Annotated in this window: 13 protein-coding genes; 8 read left to right on the top strand and 5 right to left on the bottom strand. The window is 69.4% G+C overall.

All coding sequences use genetic code 11. The features are described 5' to 3' along the window. Window positions 1–44 precede the first annotated feature (44 nt). A complete protein-coding gene (cofC, locus tag GLP40_RS09590; RefSeq protein ID WP_328289929.1) occupies window positions 45–743 on the bottom strand; it encodes a 2-phospho-L-lactate guanylyltransferase in 699 nt (232 codons plus the stop codon). Between the two features lie 272 nt (window positions 744–1,015). Here cofC and GLP40_RS09585 point away from each other — a divergent pair, with 272 nt between their 5' ends. From GLP40_RS09585 to GLP40_RS09575, 3 genes are all read left to right on the top strand, one after another. Next, a complete protein-coding gene (locus GLP40_RS09585) occupies window positions 1,016–2,011 on the top strand; it encodes an NAD(P)H-dependent glycerol-3-phosphate dehydrogenase (protein WP_154787498.1) in 996 nt (331 codons plus the stop codon). A 63-nt stretch (window positions 2,012–2,074) separates the two neighbouring features. Next, window positions 2,075–3,172 carry a D-alanine--D-alanine ligase family protein gene (locus tag GLP40_RS09580; protein ID WP_154787497.1) on the top strand — a complete coding sequence of 366 codons (1,098 nt, stop codon included), beginning with the start codon at window positions 2,075–2,077 and terminating at the stop codon, window positions 3,170–3,172. Window positions 3,173–3,289: 117 nt separating this feature from the next. After that, window positions 3,290–3,586 (top strand): DUF6191 domain-containing protein, encoded by a 297-nt coding sequence (locus tag GLP40_RS09575; RefSeq protein ID WP_328289928.1) that lies wholly within the window; start codon window positions 3,290–3,292, stop codon window positions 3,584–3,586. Between the two features lie 32 nt (window positions 3,587–3,618). On the opposite strand, the gene GLP40_RS09570 is transcribed toward GLP40_RS09575, so the two are convergent. After that, complete coding sequence (locus tag GLP40_RS09570; RefSeq protein WP_154787496.1) at window positions 3,619–4,383, bottom strand: DUF3515 domain-containing protein; 765 nt, start codon at window positions 4,381–4,383, stop codon at window positions 3,619–3,621. A 173-nt stretch (window positions 4,384–4,556) separates the two neighbouring features. On the opposite strand from GLP40_RS09570, the gene GLP40_RS09565 reads away from it, so the two are divergent. Genes GLP40_RS09565 through GLP40_RS09555 form a run of 3 tightly spaced genes read left to right on the top strand, consistent with a single transcriptional unit; the run spans window position 4,557 to window position 6,511 of the window. Then, complete coding sequence (locus GLP40_RS09565) at window positions 4,557–5,492, top strand: thiamine-phosphate kinase (protein ID WP_328289996.1); 936 nt, start codon at window positions 4,557–4,559, stop codon at window positions 5,490–5,492. Window positions 5,493–5,539: 47 nt separating this feature from the next. Beyond that, window positions 5,540–6,217 carry a uracil-DNA glycosylase gene (locus tag GLP40_RS09560; protein ID WP_154787763.1) on the top strand — a complete coding sequence of 226 codons (678 nt, stop codon included), beginning with the start codon at window positions 5,540–5,542 and terminating at the stop codon, window positions 6,215–6,217. A gap of 33 nt (window positions 6,218–6,250) precedes the next feature. Next, entirely contained in the window at window positions 6,251–6,511 is a 261-nt protein-coding gene (locus tag GLP40_RS09555) for a hypothetical protein (RefSeq protein ID WP_154787495.1), read from the top strand. Here GLP40_RS09555 and GLP40_RS09550 read toward each other — a convergent pair. After that, window positions 6,495–6,983 (bottom strand): GNAT family N-acetyltransferase, encoded by a 489-nt coding sequence (locus tag GLP40_RS09550; protein WP_230329409.1) that lies wholly within the window; start codon window positions 6,981–6,983, stop codon window positions 6,495–6,497. The genes GLP40_RS09555 and GLP40_RS09550 overlap by 17 nt on opposite strands. Before the next feature lie 264 nt (window positions 6,984–7,247). Further along, window positions 7,248–7,439, bottom strand: a complete 192-nt coding sequence (gene rpmB, locus GLP40_RS09545) for a 50S ribosomal protein L28 (protein ID WP_011210730.1) — start codon at window positions 7,437–7,439, stop codon at window positions 7,248–7,250. Window positions 7,440–7,744: 305 nt separating this feature from the next. Between rpmB and GLP40_RS09540 the strand changes: the two genes are divergently transcribed. Next, window positions 7,745–9,649: a DAK2 domain-containing protein gene (locus GLP40_RS09540; RefSeq protein ID WP_328289927.1), complete on the top strand. Its 1,905-nt coding sequence runs from the start codon at window positions 7,745–7,747 to the stop codon at window positions 9,647–9,649. Next, entirely contained in the window at window positions 9,650–11,920 is a 2,271-nt protein-coding gene (gene recG / locus GLP40_RS09535) for an ATP-dependent DNA helicase RecG (RefSeq protein ID WP_154787494.1), read from the top strand. Between the two features lie 9 nt (window positions 11,921–11,929). Here the strand turns inward: recG and GLP40_RS09530 are convergent, their stop codons facing one another. Further along, a complete protein-coding gene (locus GLP40_RS09530) occupies window positions 11,930–12,652 on the bottom strand; it encodes a hypothetical protein (protein WP_230329408.1) in 723 nt (240 codons plus the stop codon). Between the last annotated feature and the right edge of the window lie 53 nt (window positions 12,653–12,705).

Raw genomic sequence — 12,705 nt, 5'->3', positions numbered from 1 at the left:
GGTGCCGAACTGACACCTGCCATTGCAGCGCAGATCACGCCGCGTCAGCACAGTGAGGACCCGGCTCGGCGCAGATCTTCGGTTCCCTGACACGCCTGCGACACGCCGATTTCACGCAGTAGCACGCCGGTGGCCTTCCCGACCCCGAGCGCGGCGGCGCGCTCGAGGTCGGCGGCGGTGTCGACGTCCTGCCGCAGGCCGGGCCAGTCGCCCAGGAGTTCCACCGCGCCGTCGGCGATGTGGCGGCGGGCGGAGTCCGGACCGAAAAGCGGGTTCAGCGCGGCGGATCCGCCGCGCACCAGCAGGGCGACGGTGCCGCTGCCCTCGTGATCGGCGACCACCGAGCGGTGGTGCCCGGTGCTCGTCAGCATGTCGCAGAGTTCGGCCGGGCGCAGCGCGGGCAGATCCGCCTGCAGGGCAAGCAGATCGACCGGTCCGTGCGCGTGCCGAACCGCGGCCGCGCCCGCGGCCAGGGCGGCGTTCAGTCCGCTGGTGTGCGCGGGGTCGGCCTCGGGCTCGGGATGGACGACGGCACCCAGGTCGCGGACCAGTTCGGCGACCACCGGATCGGGCGTCACCACGGTCACCGAGGCCACCGCGGGCGTCGACACCGTCGCGGTCACCGTATCCGAGAGCATGGCCAGGACCAGCCGAGGCCGATGCTTCGCGGGCAGCCCTTCGGACAGCCTGCTCTTGGCGAGTCCGAGACTCTTCACCGCGATGACCGCGTGCACTGCCTTCACTGTGCCCTCCGCTTCGCTCCGGGCTGTTCGCGGCTCGAGGCGCGGGGCTGTAGGAGCCGGAACCTCGGTTCTTCCCTTCTCGCTCCTCCGCTTCGCTCCCCCGCTCCATCGGCCCGGAACCGAGTGCGGGCCGCGAATTCGTGGGCAGAACCACGCCTGGGCGCGAACATGTCCGAATCTTCCCACTCGTAAGCGACGGGCGTGTAAGCGGCGTCGAATTCCTGGAGCACCACTACGGCATGGCTCCGATCACACGCGCATATATTTGTCTGATGGCTAGGGCAGCGGTGTTGGGAGCGGGGTCGTGGGGGACGGCGTTCGCGAAAGTGTTGGTGGAGGCGGGAACCGAGGTCACGATGTGGGCTCGGCGGCCGGAGGTGGCCAAAGTGCTCGCCACCGAGCATCGCAATCCCTGGTATCTGCCCGAGATCCCGTTGCCGCCGATGGCCGCGACCGATGACGCCGCGGTCGCGCTGGACGGCGCGGACATCGTGGTGCTGGCGGTGCCGTCGCAGTCGCTGCGCGCCAATCTCGCGGCGTGGAAGGACCTGATCCCCGCCGACGCCACCCTGCTGAATCTGGCCAAGGGCATAGAGACCGGAACGCTGCTGCGCATGAGCCAGGTCATCGCGGAGGTCACCGGCGCGGATACGAGCCGGATCGCGGTGCTGTCGGGGCCGAACCTGTCGCACGAGATCGCCGCCGGCCAGCCCGCCGCGACCGTGGTGGCCTGCTCGGACGTGGCGCGGGCCGAGGCGGTCCAGCACGCCTGCGCCACCGGCTATTTCCGGCCATACACCAATACCGACGTGATCGGCTGCGAGATCGGCGGAGCCTGCAAGAACGTCATCGCGCTCGCCTGCGGCATCGCCTCGGGAATGGGGTTGGGCGACAACTCGATCGCCACCCTCATCACCCGCGGGCTGGCCGAGATCATCCGGCTGGGCGTGGCCGTGGGCGCGGAGCCGGTCACCTTCGCGGGGCTGGCGGGCGTCGGCGATCTGGTGGCCACCTGTACCTCGCCGCTGTCGCGCAATCGGTCCTTCGGGCACGCGCTGGGTGCGGGCGGGACCATGGAGACCGCCCTGGAGGCCACTCATGGCCAGGTGGTGGAGGGTGTGAAGTCCTGCACATCGGTGCGGGCGCTGGCCGCGGCGCACGGAGTGGAAATGCCGCTCACCAACGCCGTGCATCAGGTGTGCCATGAGGGTCTGTCCGCGGCCGAGGCGGTCGGGCAGTTGCAGGGCCGCCGCCTGAAATCGGAATGACCTACCCCGGTCGCTACCACCGCGTAACACTGCCGCCATATTCGACCGGGTACGGTTCGGGGCATGACCAACAGGACCAGGGTGGCGGTGGTGTTCGGCGGCCGCAGCAACGAGCACGGGGTGTCGTGTGTGTCGGCCCGCACCGTGCTGGCGAGCCTCGATCCCGAGCGGTACGAGGCGGTTCCGATCGGCATCACGCGCGACGGCACCTGGGTGCTCGGCGACGCGGATCCGCGGGCGCTGTCCGCGCAGGATCGGGCGCTGCCCACGGTCGATGAGAAGGGCACCGCGCTGGCGCTGACCGCCGACCCCTCGCGCGGGGGCGCGCTGGTGCCGCTGGACGGCGCGGACGCGGTGCTGGGCACCGTGGACGTGGTGTTCCCGGTGCTGCACGGCGCTTTCGGTGAGGACGGCACCCTGCAGGGTCTGCTGGAGCTGGCCGAGTTGCCCTATGTGGGTCCGGGCGTGCTGGCCAGCGCGGCCGGCATGGACAAGGAGTTCACCAAGAAACTCCTTGCGGCCGAAGGTCTTCCGATCGGCGTGCAGGTGGTGCTGCGGCCGGGTGCGGCCACGGTGTCCGACCCTGACCGGGAACGGCTGGGGCTGCCGGTGTTCGTGAAACCCGCCCGCGGCGGGTCCTCCATCGGCATCACCAAGGTGGACAGCTGGGACGACCTCGACGCCGCCATCGCGGTCGCGCGCCGCCACGATCCGAAAGTGATCGTGGAGGCCGGCATCGTGGGGCGCGAAGTCGAGTGCGGCGTACTGGAATTCCCGGACGGCCGGGTGGAGGCCAGCGTGGTGGCCGAGATCCGGATGCCCGAGCACGACGCCGACGCACCCGCCTTCTACGACTTCGACACCAAGTATCTCGATGACGTCTGCGAGTTCGACGTCCCGGCGAAGCTGGACGACGATGTGTCCCAGCAGATCCGGGAGCTCGCGGTGCGCGCCTTCCGGGCGCTGGACTGCCAGGGCCTGGCCCGCGTCGACTTCTTCGTGACCGCCGAGGGACCGGTCATCAACGAGATCAACACCATGCCCGGATTCACCGCTATCTCCATGTACCCGCGCATGTGGGAGGCCACCGGCGTGGACAACCGGACCCTGGTGAGCACCCTCATCGAGACGGCTCGCGCCCGGGGCAGCGGCCTGCGTTGACCCGCCCCCGCTTCGCCATCGACGGCCCGGTTCATCACCGCGGATGAGGGACCGGATCGTTCGCATGCGACCCGAGGATGGCGGCGGCCCCCCGGGCCCGCGCGTAGCCTCGGTGAGGTGATCGCGGCTCTGACGATTCCCGGCCTGGCGCTGCTGGTCATCGCGGTGGTCTTCGCCGATGTGGCCTACCGCAAGCTGACCGGGCGCACCGCGCTACCGTGGATGCGGACCGAGGGCGAGCGCAGCGCGGCGGCCATCGGGCTGGAGCAGTTCGACGCGGCCTTCAACTCGGCCAAGCGGCACGAAATGGAGCAGCGGCAGTCCGTGCTCATGCACCGGGAGAACCCCGGCGACGGGGACGGCGGAGTGGAGGTCGACCTCACGGCCGGGAGAGTCACGCTGCGCAAGCTCTGAGATACAACTGCGCAAGCTCTGAGATACATCTGTCAGTTGGGGATCGGGTTCGGGTCCAGCGGCTGCTGCGGGATCGTCTTCTGGATGGCCGCCGAAACATCTTGCAGCGGAGTGGGTCCGGCATTGTCGGGCATGGTCAGCGCGATATAGACGCCGCGATCCACCGCCCAGTAGGTGCCGGAGGTGACGCCGCTGGTCTGGTCGCGGACCTCGAACCAATTGACGCCCTTGTCGCCGTTGACCGCCTTGTCGGTCTGAATCACCTGCATCGTCGAGGCCTTGGTGAATTCCATCGGACGGTCCAGGCCGCAGCGCACCACGATGGCGTCGCCGCCGTCCGGCAGCTGCCAGGCGTGTGTGGCGGGCGGCGCGGGCGCCACCAGTTCGGAGGTGGTGTAATCGCCGATCTTGTCGGGCAGTGCGGGCATCAGGGCGGAACACTGCGGGCCGGCGGCGGTCGGCGCGGGCACGGCGCCCAGGGCCAGCGGGTCCCGGCTGTGATGACGATTGGCCAGCACCCCCATGACGAGAATGCCGACGATCAGCGCGACCGGGAGCGCAACGGCGGTGGCGATGAGCGCGGGCGAGCGGCGGACCGTGTAGTCGTCGATGTCCGAATCACCGCCATCGACGTCCGCGTTCGTTTCAGCCTTCTCGGCGTCCTTCTCACCGAGGGCGTCCGCGGCGTCGGCGTCTTTCGCGGCGTCGGCGTCCGCGGCTTTCGCCGGGTCGGTCTCGGCCGCGTCGATGCTCTCCGGCGTGGTGTCCGGTTCGGTGCCGCGGGTGTCGTTGCTCATCCGGTCGTCGGTCCCCGATCGTGGCGTGCCGGGCTCACGCGTCCCGGCTGCTGGTCGTCGATTGCGTGTTCGAGGGTACCGTCGAGCGGTCAGGCGCCCACATCACACTCGCCCCCGAGGAGACCGTCATCACCGCCAGCAGCAGTCCGCAGTCGGTTCCGGCCGCCCGCACCGTGGGCGAGCTCGGGGAATTCGGGCTCATCGCGCTGGTGAACCAGGGGCGGACGCACACGCCGGGGGTGCTGCTCGGACCGGGTGACGACGCGGCGGTGATCGCCGCGCCCGAGGGCCGGTTCGTGGTGACCACCGACATGCTCGTGCAGGACCGGCATTTCCGCACCGACTGGTCGAGTCCGCACGATATCGGCCGCAAGGCCATCGCCCAGAACGCGGCGGACGTGGTCGCCATGGGCGCGGTGCCGAGCGCGTTCGTGGTAGGGCTGGGCTGCCCGTCGGACACCCCGGTCGAGTTCGTGCGAGCGCTGGCGGACGGGATGTGGGCCGAGGCCGGGCGGGCCGGGGCGTCCATCGCGGGCGGCGATATGGTGCGCAGCCCGATCCTCATCATCTCGGTGACGGCCTTCGGGGATCCGCGCCGCGCGCCGATCAAGCTGTCGGGAGCGCGGCCGGGGGATGTGGTGGCGGTGGCCGGGCGGCTGGGCTTCTCGGCCGCCGGTCTGGCGGTGCTCTCGTCCGGAGGCGATGCCGCCGAGTTCGCGGATGTGGTTGCCGCACACCGGGTTCCGCAACCGCCGTACGAGGCGGTGCTGGAGCTGCCGGACGCCGCGGAGATCACCGCGCTCACCGACGTGTCGGACGGATTGCTCGCCGATCTCGGGCATATCGCCGAATCCTCCCGTGTGGCCATCGATCTGGAGGCGGCCGCACTGGCCGTGCCCGAGCTGGAGTCGGTGGGGAACGCGCTGGGCGTCGACCCCCTCGACTGGATTCTGGCGGGCGGCGAGGACCACGCGTTCGCGGCGACTTTCGCCAATTCGGGTGATTTGCCGCAAGGTTGGGTACGCATCGGGCGAGTCCGTCCAGGTGCGGGCGTGACGGTCGACGGAATCCTGCGGTCCGGCCCCGCCGGGTGGGAATCCTTCGCATAGCCGGGTCCGGTATCGCGATGGAACTCGACACGATAAGTTTTCCCGACATGGGTGCGAAACCACTGTCGGAAGTCATCGATACGGGCTGGGCCGAGGCCCTCGAACCGGTGGCCGACCGCATTGCCGCCATGGGTGAATTCCTGCGAACCGAAAACGCCGAGGGGCGTGGCTATCTCCCCAAGGGGGAGCATGTGCTGCGGGCCTTCCAGCGGCCGTTCGACAAGGTCCGGGTGCTGATCGTGGGCCAGGATCCGTATCCGACGCCGGGGCACCCGGTGGGGCTGAGTTTCTCGGTGGCTCCTGATGTTTCGCCTATTCCGCGCAGCCTGTCGAATATCTACTCCGAGTACTCCAAGGACCTCGGCTTCCCGACGCCGTCCAACGGCGATCTGTCGCCGTGGTGCGATCAGGGCGTGCTCATGCTCAACCGCGTGCTGACCGTGCAGCCGGGCCGGCCGGCCTCGCATCGCGGCAAGGGCTGGGAAGCGGTGACCGAGCAGGCAATTCGCGCGCTCGTTGCCCGTGACCAGCCCTTGGTCGCGATTCTGTGGGGCCGGGACGCCTCGACCCTGAAGCCCATGCTGGGCGGCACTCCGTACCTCGAATCCGCCCATCCCTCACCGCTGTCGGCTTCGCGAGGATTCTTCGGTTCTCGGCCTTTCTCCCGAACCAACGAATTGCTGGGTACCCTAGGGGCCGCGCCGGTGGACTGGCGTCTGCCGTAACGCGGATCCATTACCTGATTCAGGAGCATGTGTATGCAGAAGAAGACTGCCCGTGGTGTTTTCGTCGCGCTGGCCGCGGGTGCGGCGCTGGCCGCGGCCCCGGCCGCGGCGAACGCCGAACCGTTGACCCTGGACCCGTACGTCCCCGACGTGAAGACCACCACGGTCACCCCCGTCGGTAGCCTGCTCGACACCAACAGTGTGAGCGGCCTGTCGTCGAACGTGACGTCGCGCCTGGCGTGCGTGGTGCAGTCGATCAGCCAGCAGGTGGACTGCCTCAACGGCGCCGCGTGATCCCGGGCGTCGGGCGCCGGTCCTCGTCGCGCGGCGCCCGGCGCACCATCCGCACTTGCAGTGCGGGAGTGAACGCTTCGACTCGGCGCTCGCCGTCGAGTTCGAAGCCGTACCTCTTGTAGAAGGCTTGCGCGCGCGGGTTCTCCTCGAATACCCAGAGTGAGGTGTCACCCTCATCGGACAGCACCGTGCGCATCAGATCGTCGGCGAGGCCGGTGCCGTAGTAGGCGGCCCGCACGTACATGGCGGTGAGTTCCAGTGGCGTGGGCGGGTTCTGCTCGCGGGCGGGGCCGGAGGCCGCGAATCCGACGACCGCGTCGTCGACGACGGCGACCACCACGTGCCCCGGATACTTGATCCTGATGCGTTCCCAGGCCGCGGCCCGCTGATCGACATCGAAGGCATCCAGCACATGCTGGGGGACCAGACCCTGATACGCCTCACGCCAGCAGGCGACGTGGCACGCGGCCAAACCGTGGGTGTGCTCGGCCCCGAGCGGGGCGATGCTCCATTTGCCTCCGCTCCGCTTCGGCGAGTTCGCGGCGCCGGCGATCGCGTTCTCTCCTTCCGCCGCCGCTGCGCTCGGTCCGGAACGAGCGCTCCGCCTCTCCCCGCTTGCGCCTCGAACCATCGCCGATTCGGACAGCGGTGCGTCCATGGTCTTCGTCCTTCCCCCGATGCAGAAAAGCCCCGGTTCACCCATTCTGGGTGCCGGGGCTTCTGCCGAAAGCCTATTTCAGCCGCGAACGACCTTGCCCGCCTTCAGGCAGGAGGTGCAGACGTTCATGCGGCGGGTGTTGCCCGGGGCAACCTGGGCGCGCACGGTCTGGATGTTCGGGTTCCAGCGACGGTTGGTGCGCCGGTGCGAGTGCGAAACCGACTTACCGAAGCCGGGGCCCTTGGCGCAGACGTCACAGACGGCAGCCATAGTCGCGAGCTCCTTCATGTCATAGTGGGACGCGCTGCACAGTGCGCAGCGTGTCCGAAAGCCTAATGTCTTGGACGTACCTACCAGCGAATCGCTGGTGAACGCGGGCCGATACCTGAGAGGGCAGGACCGTGCCTGCGTGAGGCAACCGCACAAGAGTAGCCAACCCCGCCCGGGCGTGTCCAATTGGGCCCCCGTTCAGCGCTCCGAATGCGGTGTACGAATGCGAAGGCAGCGGCGTGGTGTCGGTCGCCCCGACTAGGCTGGCGCCCGGATTCGACGACGTGTGCGGAAGGACGGTGACGGTGCCCGGGGTAGCGGACGCGCTCGACGGTACTGCCCTGCTGAACTGGGGCCGGCTCACCCTGGCCGCCCTGGAACGCCACCGGGACGAGATCAACGCCCTCAATGTCTTCCCGGTCGCCGACTCCGACACCGGCACCAATCTGCTCAGCACCATGCGGGCGGCCGTGCGTGGCGCGGAAGCCGCAGCGGCGGCAACGCCGAACATCGACACCGCACCGCGGCTCGCCGCACCGGACCATTGCGCTCGCGCGGACGGTGGCGGTGACCGCGCGGTTACGGCCGGACAGTCGGGGGCGGATGTTCCGGGCGACGGCGTGATGGCGGTGAGTGGGCCGCGAGCCCAGGACGTCACCGCCGCCATGGCGCGTGCGGCGACCATCGGGGCACGCGGGAATTCCGGGATCATCCTGTCGCAGGTGCTGCGCGGAATATCGGACGCGGTGGCCGAGGGCCCGCTGACAGAGCAGGCGTTGCGGGTGGCCTTGCTGCGGGCCGCTCGGCTGGTGCGGGAGGCGCTGAGTTCCCCGATCGAAGGGACCATGCTCACCGTGCTGGATCGGGCTGCCGAGCGAGCGGCCGACTGCCCGGAGCGGGACCTGGTGTCGGTGGCGCTGGCGGCGGCCGACGGGGCGGCCAAGGCGTTGGGCGAGACGCCCGCGCAATTGGGTGTGCTGCGGGAGGCCGGGGTTGTGGACGCCGGGGCGCGTGGATTGCTGGTGTTGCTGGATGAATTGGTGGCGGCTGCCGGTGGCAGCTCGCCCGCTCGGCCGGTCTATCGGCCCGGTGCTCCGGAGGAACGGTCGTGCCGCCCGGCGCCCGGCGGGCGGCACGGCTCGACGGAGGATACGACGGCCGCCGCGAACGGCCCGGGCCTCGGCGCGGATGGTTCGGTCGGCGGCGATGCCGCCGACGATCGAACGGGCTCGGCGGCCGGATCGGCATTGAATCCTACTGCCGCTGTATCCAATTCGGACATGTGTGGTGCGGCCGGCGGGGTCGGGGCGGCAGTGCCGCATTACGAGGTGATGTTCCTCGTGCGCGGGACCGATGAGGGCCGCATCGGCGTCTTGCGAGATCGACTCGGTGCGCTGGGGGATTCGGTGGTCGTCGTGGGTGACGGTGCGGATACCTGGTCGGCTCATGTGCACTGCGGTGACGCGGGCGCCGCCGTCGAGGCGGGACTCGCGGTAGGGGTTCTGAGTGGGATACGGATCGAGACGCTGGCCGTTTCGGGCCATCCGCCGCGGGGGAAAGCGGATCGAGCGATTCTGGCGGTGGCATCCGGAGCCGGGGCGGCGCGGCTGTTCGAGGACGCGGGGGCCGTTGTGCTGCAGGGGGCGGTGACGTCGGAGATTCTGCTCGATGCCATTCGGGGAGTGCCGTATCGGGAGGTGCTGGTGCTGCCGAACGGGGCGCTGCCCGCGCACGAGTTGGTCGCGGTGAGTGTGGCCGCGCGGGATGGGCAGCGGGAGGTGTTGATGCTGCCGTGCGGGTCGATGGTGCAGGGTCTGGCGGCGCTGTCCCTGCACGATGCGGGGCGGGCGGCGGCCGATGACGCGTTCGCCATGTCGGAGGCGGCGGCCGGGACGCGGTGGGGTGCGTTGCGGATGGCGCCGGAGCGGGCGCTGACCATGGTGGGGATGTGCGAGGCGGGCGACGGGCTCGGGCTGGTCGGCCACGATGTGGTGGTCATCGATTCGGACGTGCGGGCCGCGGGCCGCACACTGCTGGACCGGATGCTCGGGCTGGGCGGGGAATTGGTGACCATGCTCATCGGATGCGATGCGCCGGAAGGACTTTCCGCGGACCTGGCCGGGCATGTGGCCGCGGGCTTCCCGGGTGTGGAAGTGGTGGTGTATCCGGGCGGGCAGGTCGACGACCTGGTGCAGATCGGGGTGGAATAGATGGCGACACTGGCGGATCGGCTCGATCACGTGCTCGGGGTGAAGGCGGCCGAGGGGCTGCGGGAGCACTTCGACATGCAGACGGTGGAGGACCTGCTGCGGCACTATCCGCTGCGCTACGCCACCCAGGGGCAGCCGCTCACCGAGGAGGCGCCCGAGGAGGGCCAGCACATCACCGTGATGGGCCGGGTCACCAAGACCGAGCTGCGGCCCATGAAGAATCGGCGCGGAAGCCTGCTCAAGGTGAACCTGGACACCGGCGGCGCGCGCCCGGTGGAGATCACCTTCTTCAATGGCGACAAGGTGCGCTATCTGGTGAAAGACGGTGTGCGGGCGATGATGTCGGGCACCGTGCACTGGTGGCGGCCGGATCGCTGGAACCTCTCGCACCCGGACTATCTGATCCTCCCCGAGAAGGGCGACGGATCGATCGAGAACCTCACCGCGGTACACGGCGGCGGCGCCCTGCGCGGACTGGCTCAGAGCGCGAAAGGTGCTGGAGGACTGGATGTCTCGTTCTTCGAGCGCGAGTTCATTCCGGTATACCCGTCGACCGCCAAGGTGCAGAGCTGGGATCTGCTGCGCTGCGTCCGGCAGGTGCTCGACCAGCTCGACCCCATCGACGATCCGCTGCCGGAGTCGCTGCGCGCCGAGCACGCTCTGCTGCCGGTGTCGGACGCGCTGCGCCTGATCCACCTTCCCGAGCACAAGGCCGATATCGAGGCCGCCCGCGGCCGTTTGCGTTTCGACGAGGCCATGGCCCTGCAGCTGGTGCTGGCCGAGCGCCGCCACCAGGTGGAGGGCCGGACCGCCAAGCCGTGCCCGCCGCGCACCGACGGTATCGCCGCCGCCTTCGACAAGCGGCTGCCGTTCGAGCTGACCGAGGGTCAGCGCACGGTCATCGACGAGATCTCCGCCGACCTATCGCGCAGTCATCCCATGCATCGGCTGCTGCAGGGCGAGGTGGGTTCGGGCAAGACCATCGTGGCCCTGCACGCCATGTTGCAGGTGGTGGACAACGGTCAGCAGTGCGCACTGCTCGCTCCGACGGAAGTCCTTGCTGCGCAGCATTATCGATCGCTGACGAAGATGCTCGGCGATCTCGGCTCCGCCGGGGAACTGGGCGCGGCCGAGCAGGCCACCAAGGTGGTGCTGGTGACCGGATCCATGTCGGCGGGCCAGAAGCGGGCCGCCCTGCTGGACGCGGTGACCGGTGAGGCGGGCCTCGTCATCGGCACGCACGCGCTCATCCAGGACAATGTGGAGTTCTTCGACCTCGGCATGGTGGTGGTCGACGAGCAGCACCGCTTCGGCGTGGAGCAGCGGGACGCGTTGCGCACCAAGGCCAAGGGCACCGCCAGTCCGCATCTGCTGGTCATGACGGCCACACCGATTCCGCGCACCATCGCCATGACCACCCTCGGCGATCTGGAAACCTCGGTGTTGACCCAGCTTCCGCGCGGCCGGTCCCCGATCACTTCCAAAGTCGTTCCCGCCAAGGTGAAACCGGCATGGGTGGATCGCGCCTGGGAGCGCATCCGTGAGGAGGTCGCCGAAGGGCGTCAGGCGTACGTGGTGTGCTCGCGCATCGGCGACGAGGAGGAGAACGGTAAGGGCAAGGGCCGCAAGGCGAAAGCCGAGGAGGAGAAGGAGGGTCCCACCACCCACTCGGCGGTCGACATGTACGAGATGCTCGGCTCGGGTCCCTTCAAGGATCTGCGGGTGGGGTTGCTGCACGGTCGTCTGCCAGCCGACGAAAAAGACAGCGTCATGCGAGCTTTCAACGATGCCGAGATCGATGTGCTGGTCTGCACCACGGTCGTCGAGGTCGGTGTCGATGTCCCGAATGCCACGGTCATGGTGATCGTCGACGCCGATCGGTTCGGCGTGAGCCAGCTGCACCAGCTGCGCGGTCGGGTCGGGCGTGGCAAGCACGCGGGGCTGTGCCTGCTCATCACCGAGGCCAATCCGGTGGGCACGGCCATGGCCCGTCTGGAGGCGGTCGCGGGCACCACCGACGGTTTCGAGCTCGCCGTGCTGGATCTGAGGCAGCGCCGCGAGGGCGATGTCCTGGGTTCCGCGCAGTCGGGTACGGCCCGCAGTCTGCGCTTGCTGTCCCTGCTCGACGATCTCGAAGTCATCACCGCCGCTCAGCAATTGGCGCGCGAGATCGTCGAATCCGATCCGGGTCTGAAGAATCATCCCGGCCTGGCGCGCATGATGCGCGCGGCCGTGGACGGTGAGCGGCTGGAGTATCTCGCGAAATCCTGACCGGGCGCCTCACTCGTCCGTGGACCGTGCCGGTGTCAGCCCCGCCAAATCGTTCCACCGGGCGAGTTCCTCGTCGTGCGAACCCGCGAGCGTGGCCTCGGTGACGTCGACCGCGGCCGCGTCGTCGCTGTCGCCGTCGCGGGTCAGCAGTAGCAGCGGCCAGGTGGGTGCGGCGGGTTCGGCGCCGTCGAACGGCTGCCAGTCCCAGGCTCCGCGGAACCGCCACGCCCGCCCGCCGGAATCGGCGACCTCGTCGCCGATCTCGAGGAAGGCGTACGGACGGAACAGCAATTCGACGCGCCGGGGAATGTCGTCTTCGGGATCGAACGCGGAGCCCTGATCCGCCAGCGCCGCATCGAGCGACTGCCCGGCCCGCAGACAGACGACCTCCCGCCGCGGCCGCGGCAGCCATCCGGTCACGCGCGGCGGATCGAGATTCCGCACCGCGATCACGTGCACCACGGTCGGCGGAATCCCGATGCGGCACACCGCATCGGGGGCGAGTTCTCCGGCAGCGGGCTGGATCCGGAACACCTCGCGGTCCCAGCCGAGCGTGTCCGGCCCGGCCGCGAGCGCCACCACGCCGTTCCAGCGAACCCCGTCACTGTCCGGATCGACGGCCCACCACGGCCATTCGACGTGGACATCGTCCGCCGTCAGCTCGGTCACCCGAGCCTCGGTGAACGGACAGGACAGCTCGAGGATGTCGCCAACCCGGTATTCGAACGCCACAGCCACCGAACCTAACCCGTCCCCGACCCGGGCGTCGCATTCCATGGGTCGAC

Source organism: Nocardia aurantiaca, from assembly GCF_009708175.1.
Taxonomy (GTDB): Bacteria; Actinomycetota; Actinomycetes; order Mycobacteriales; family Mycobacteriaceae; genus Nocardia; species Nocardia aurantiaca.
Note: the sequence above shows the minus strand (reverse complement) of the source record. Positions and strands in the feature narration are given on the sequence as shown.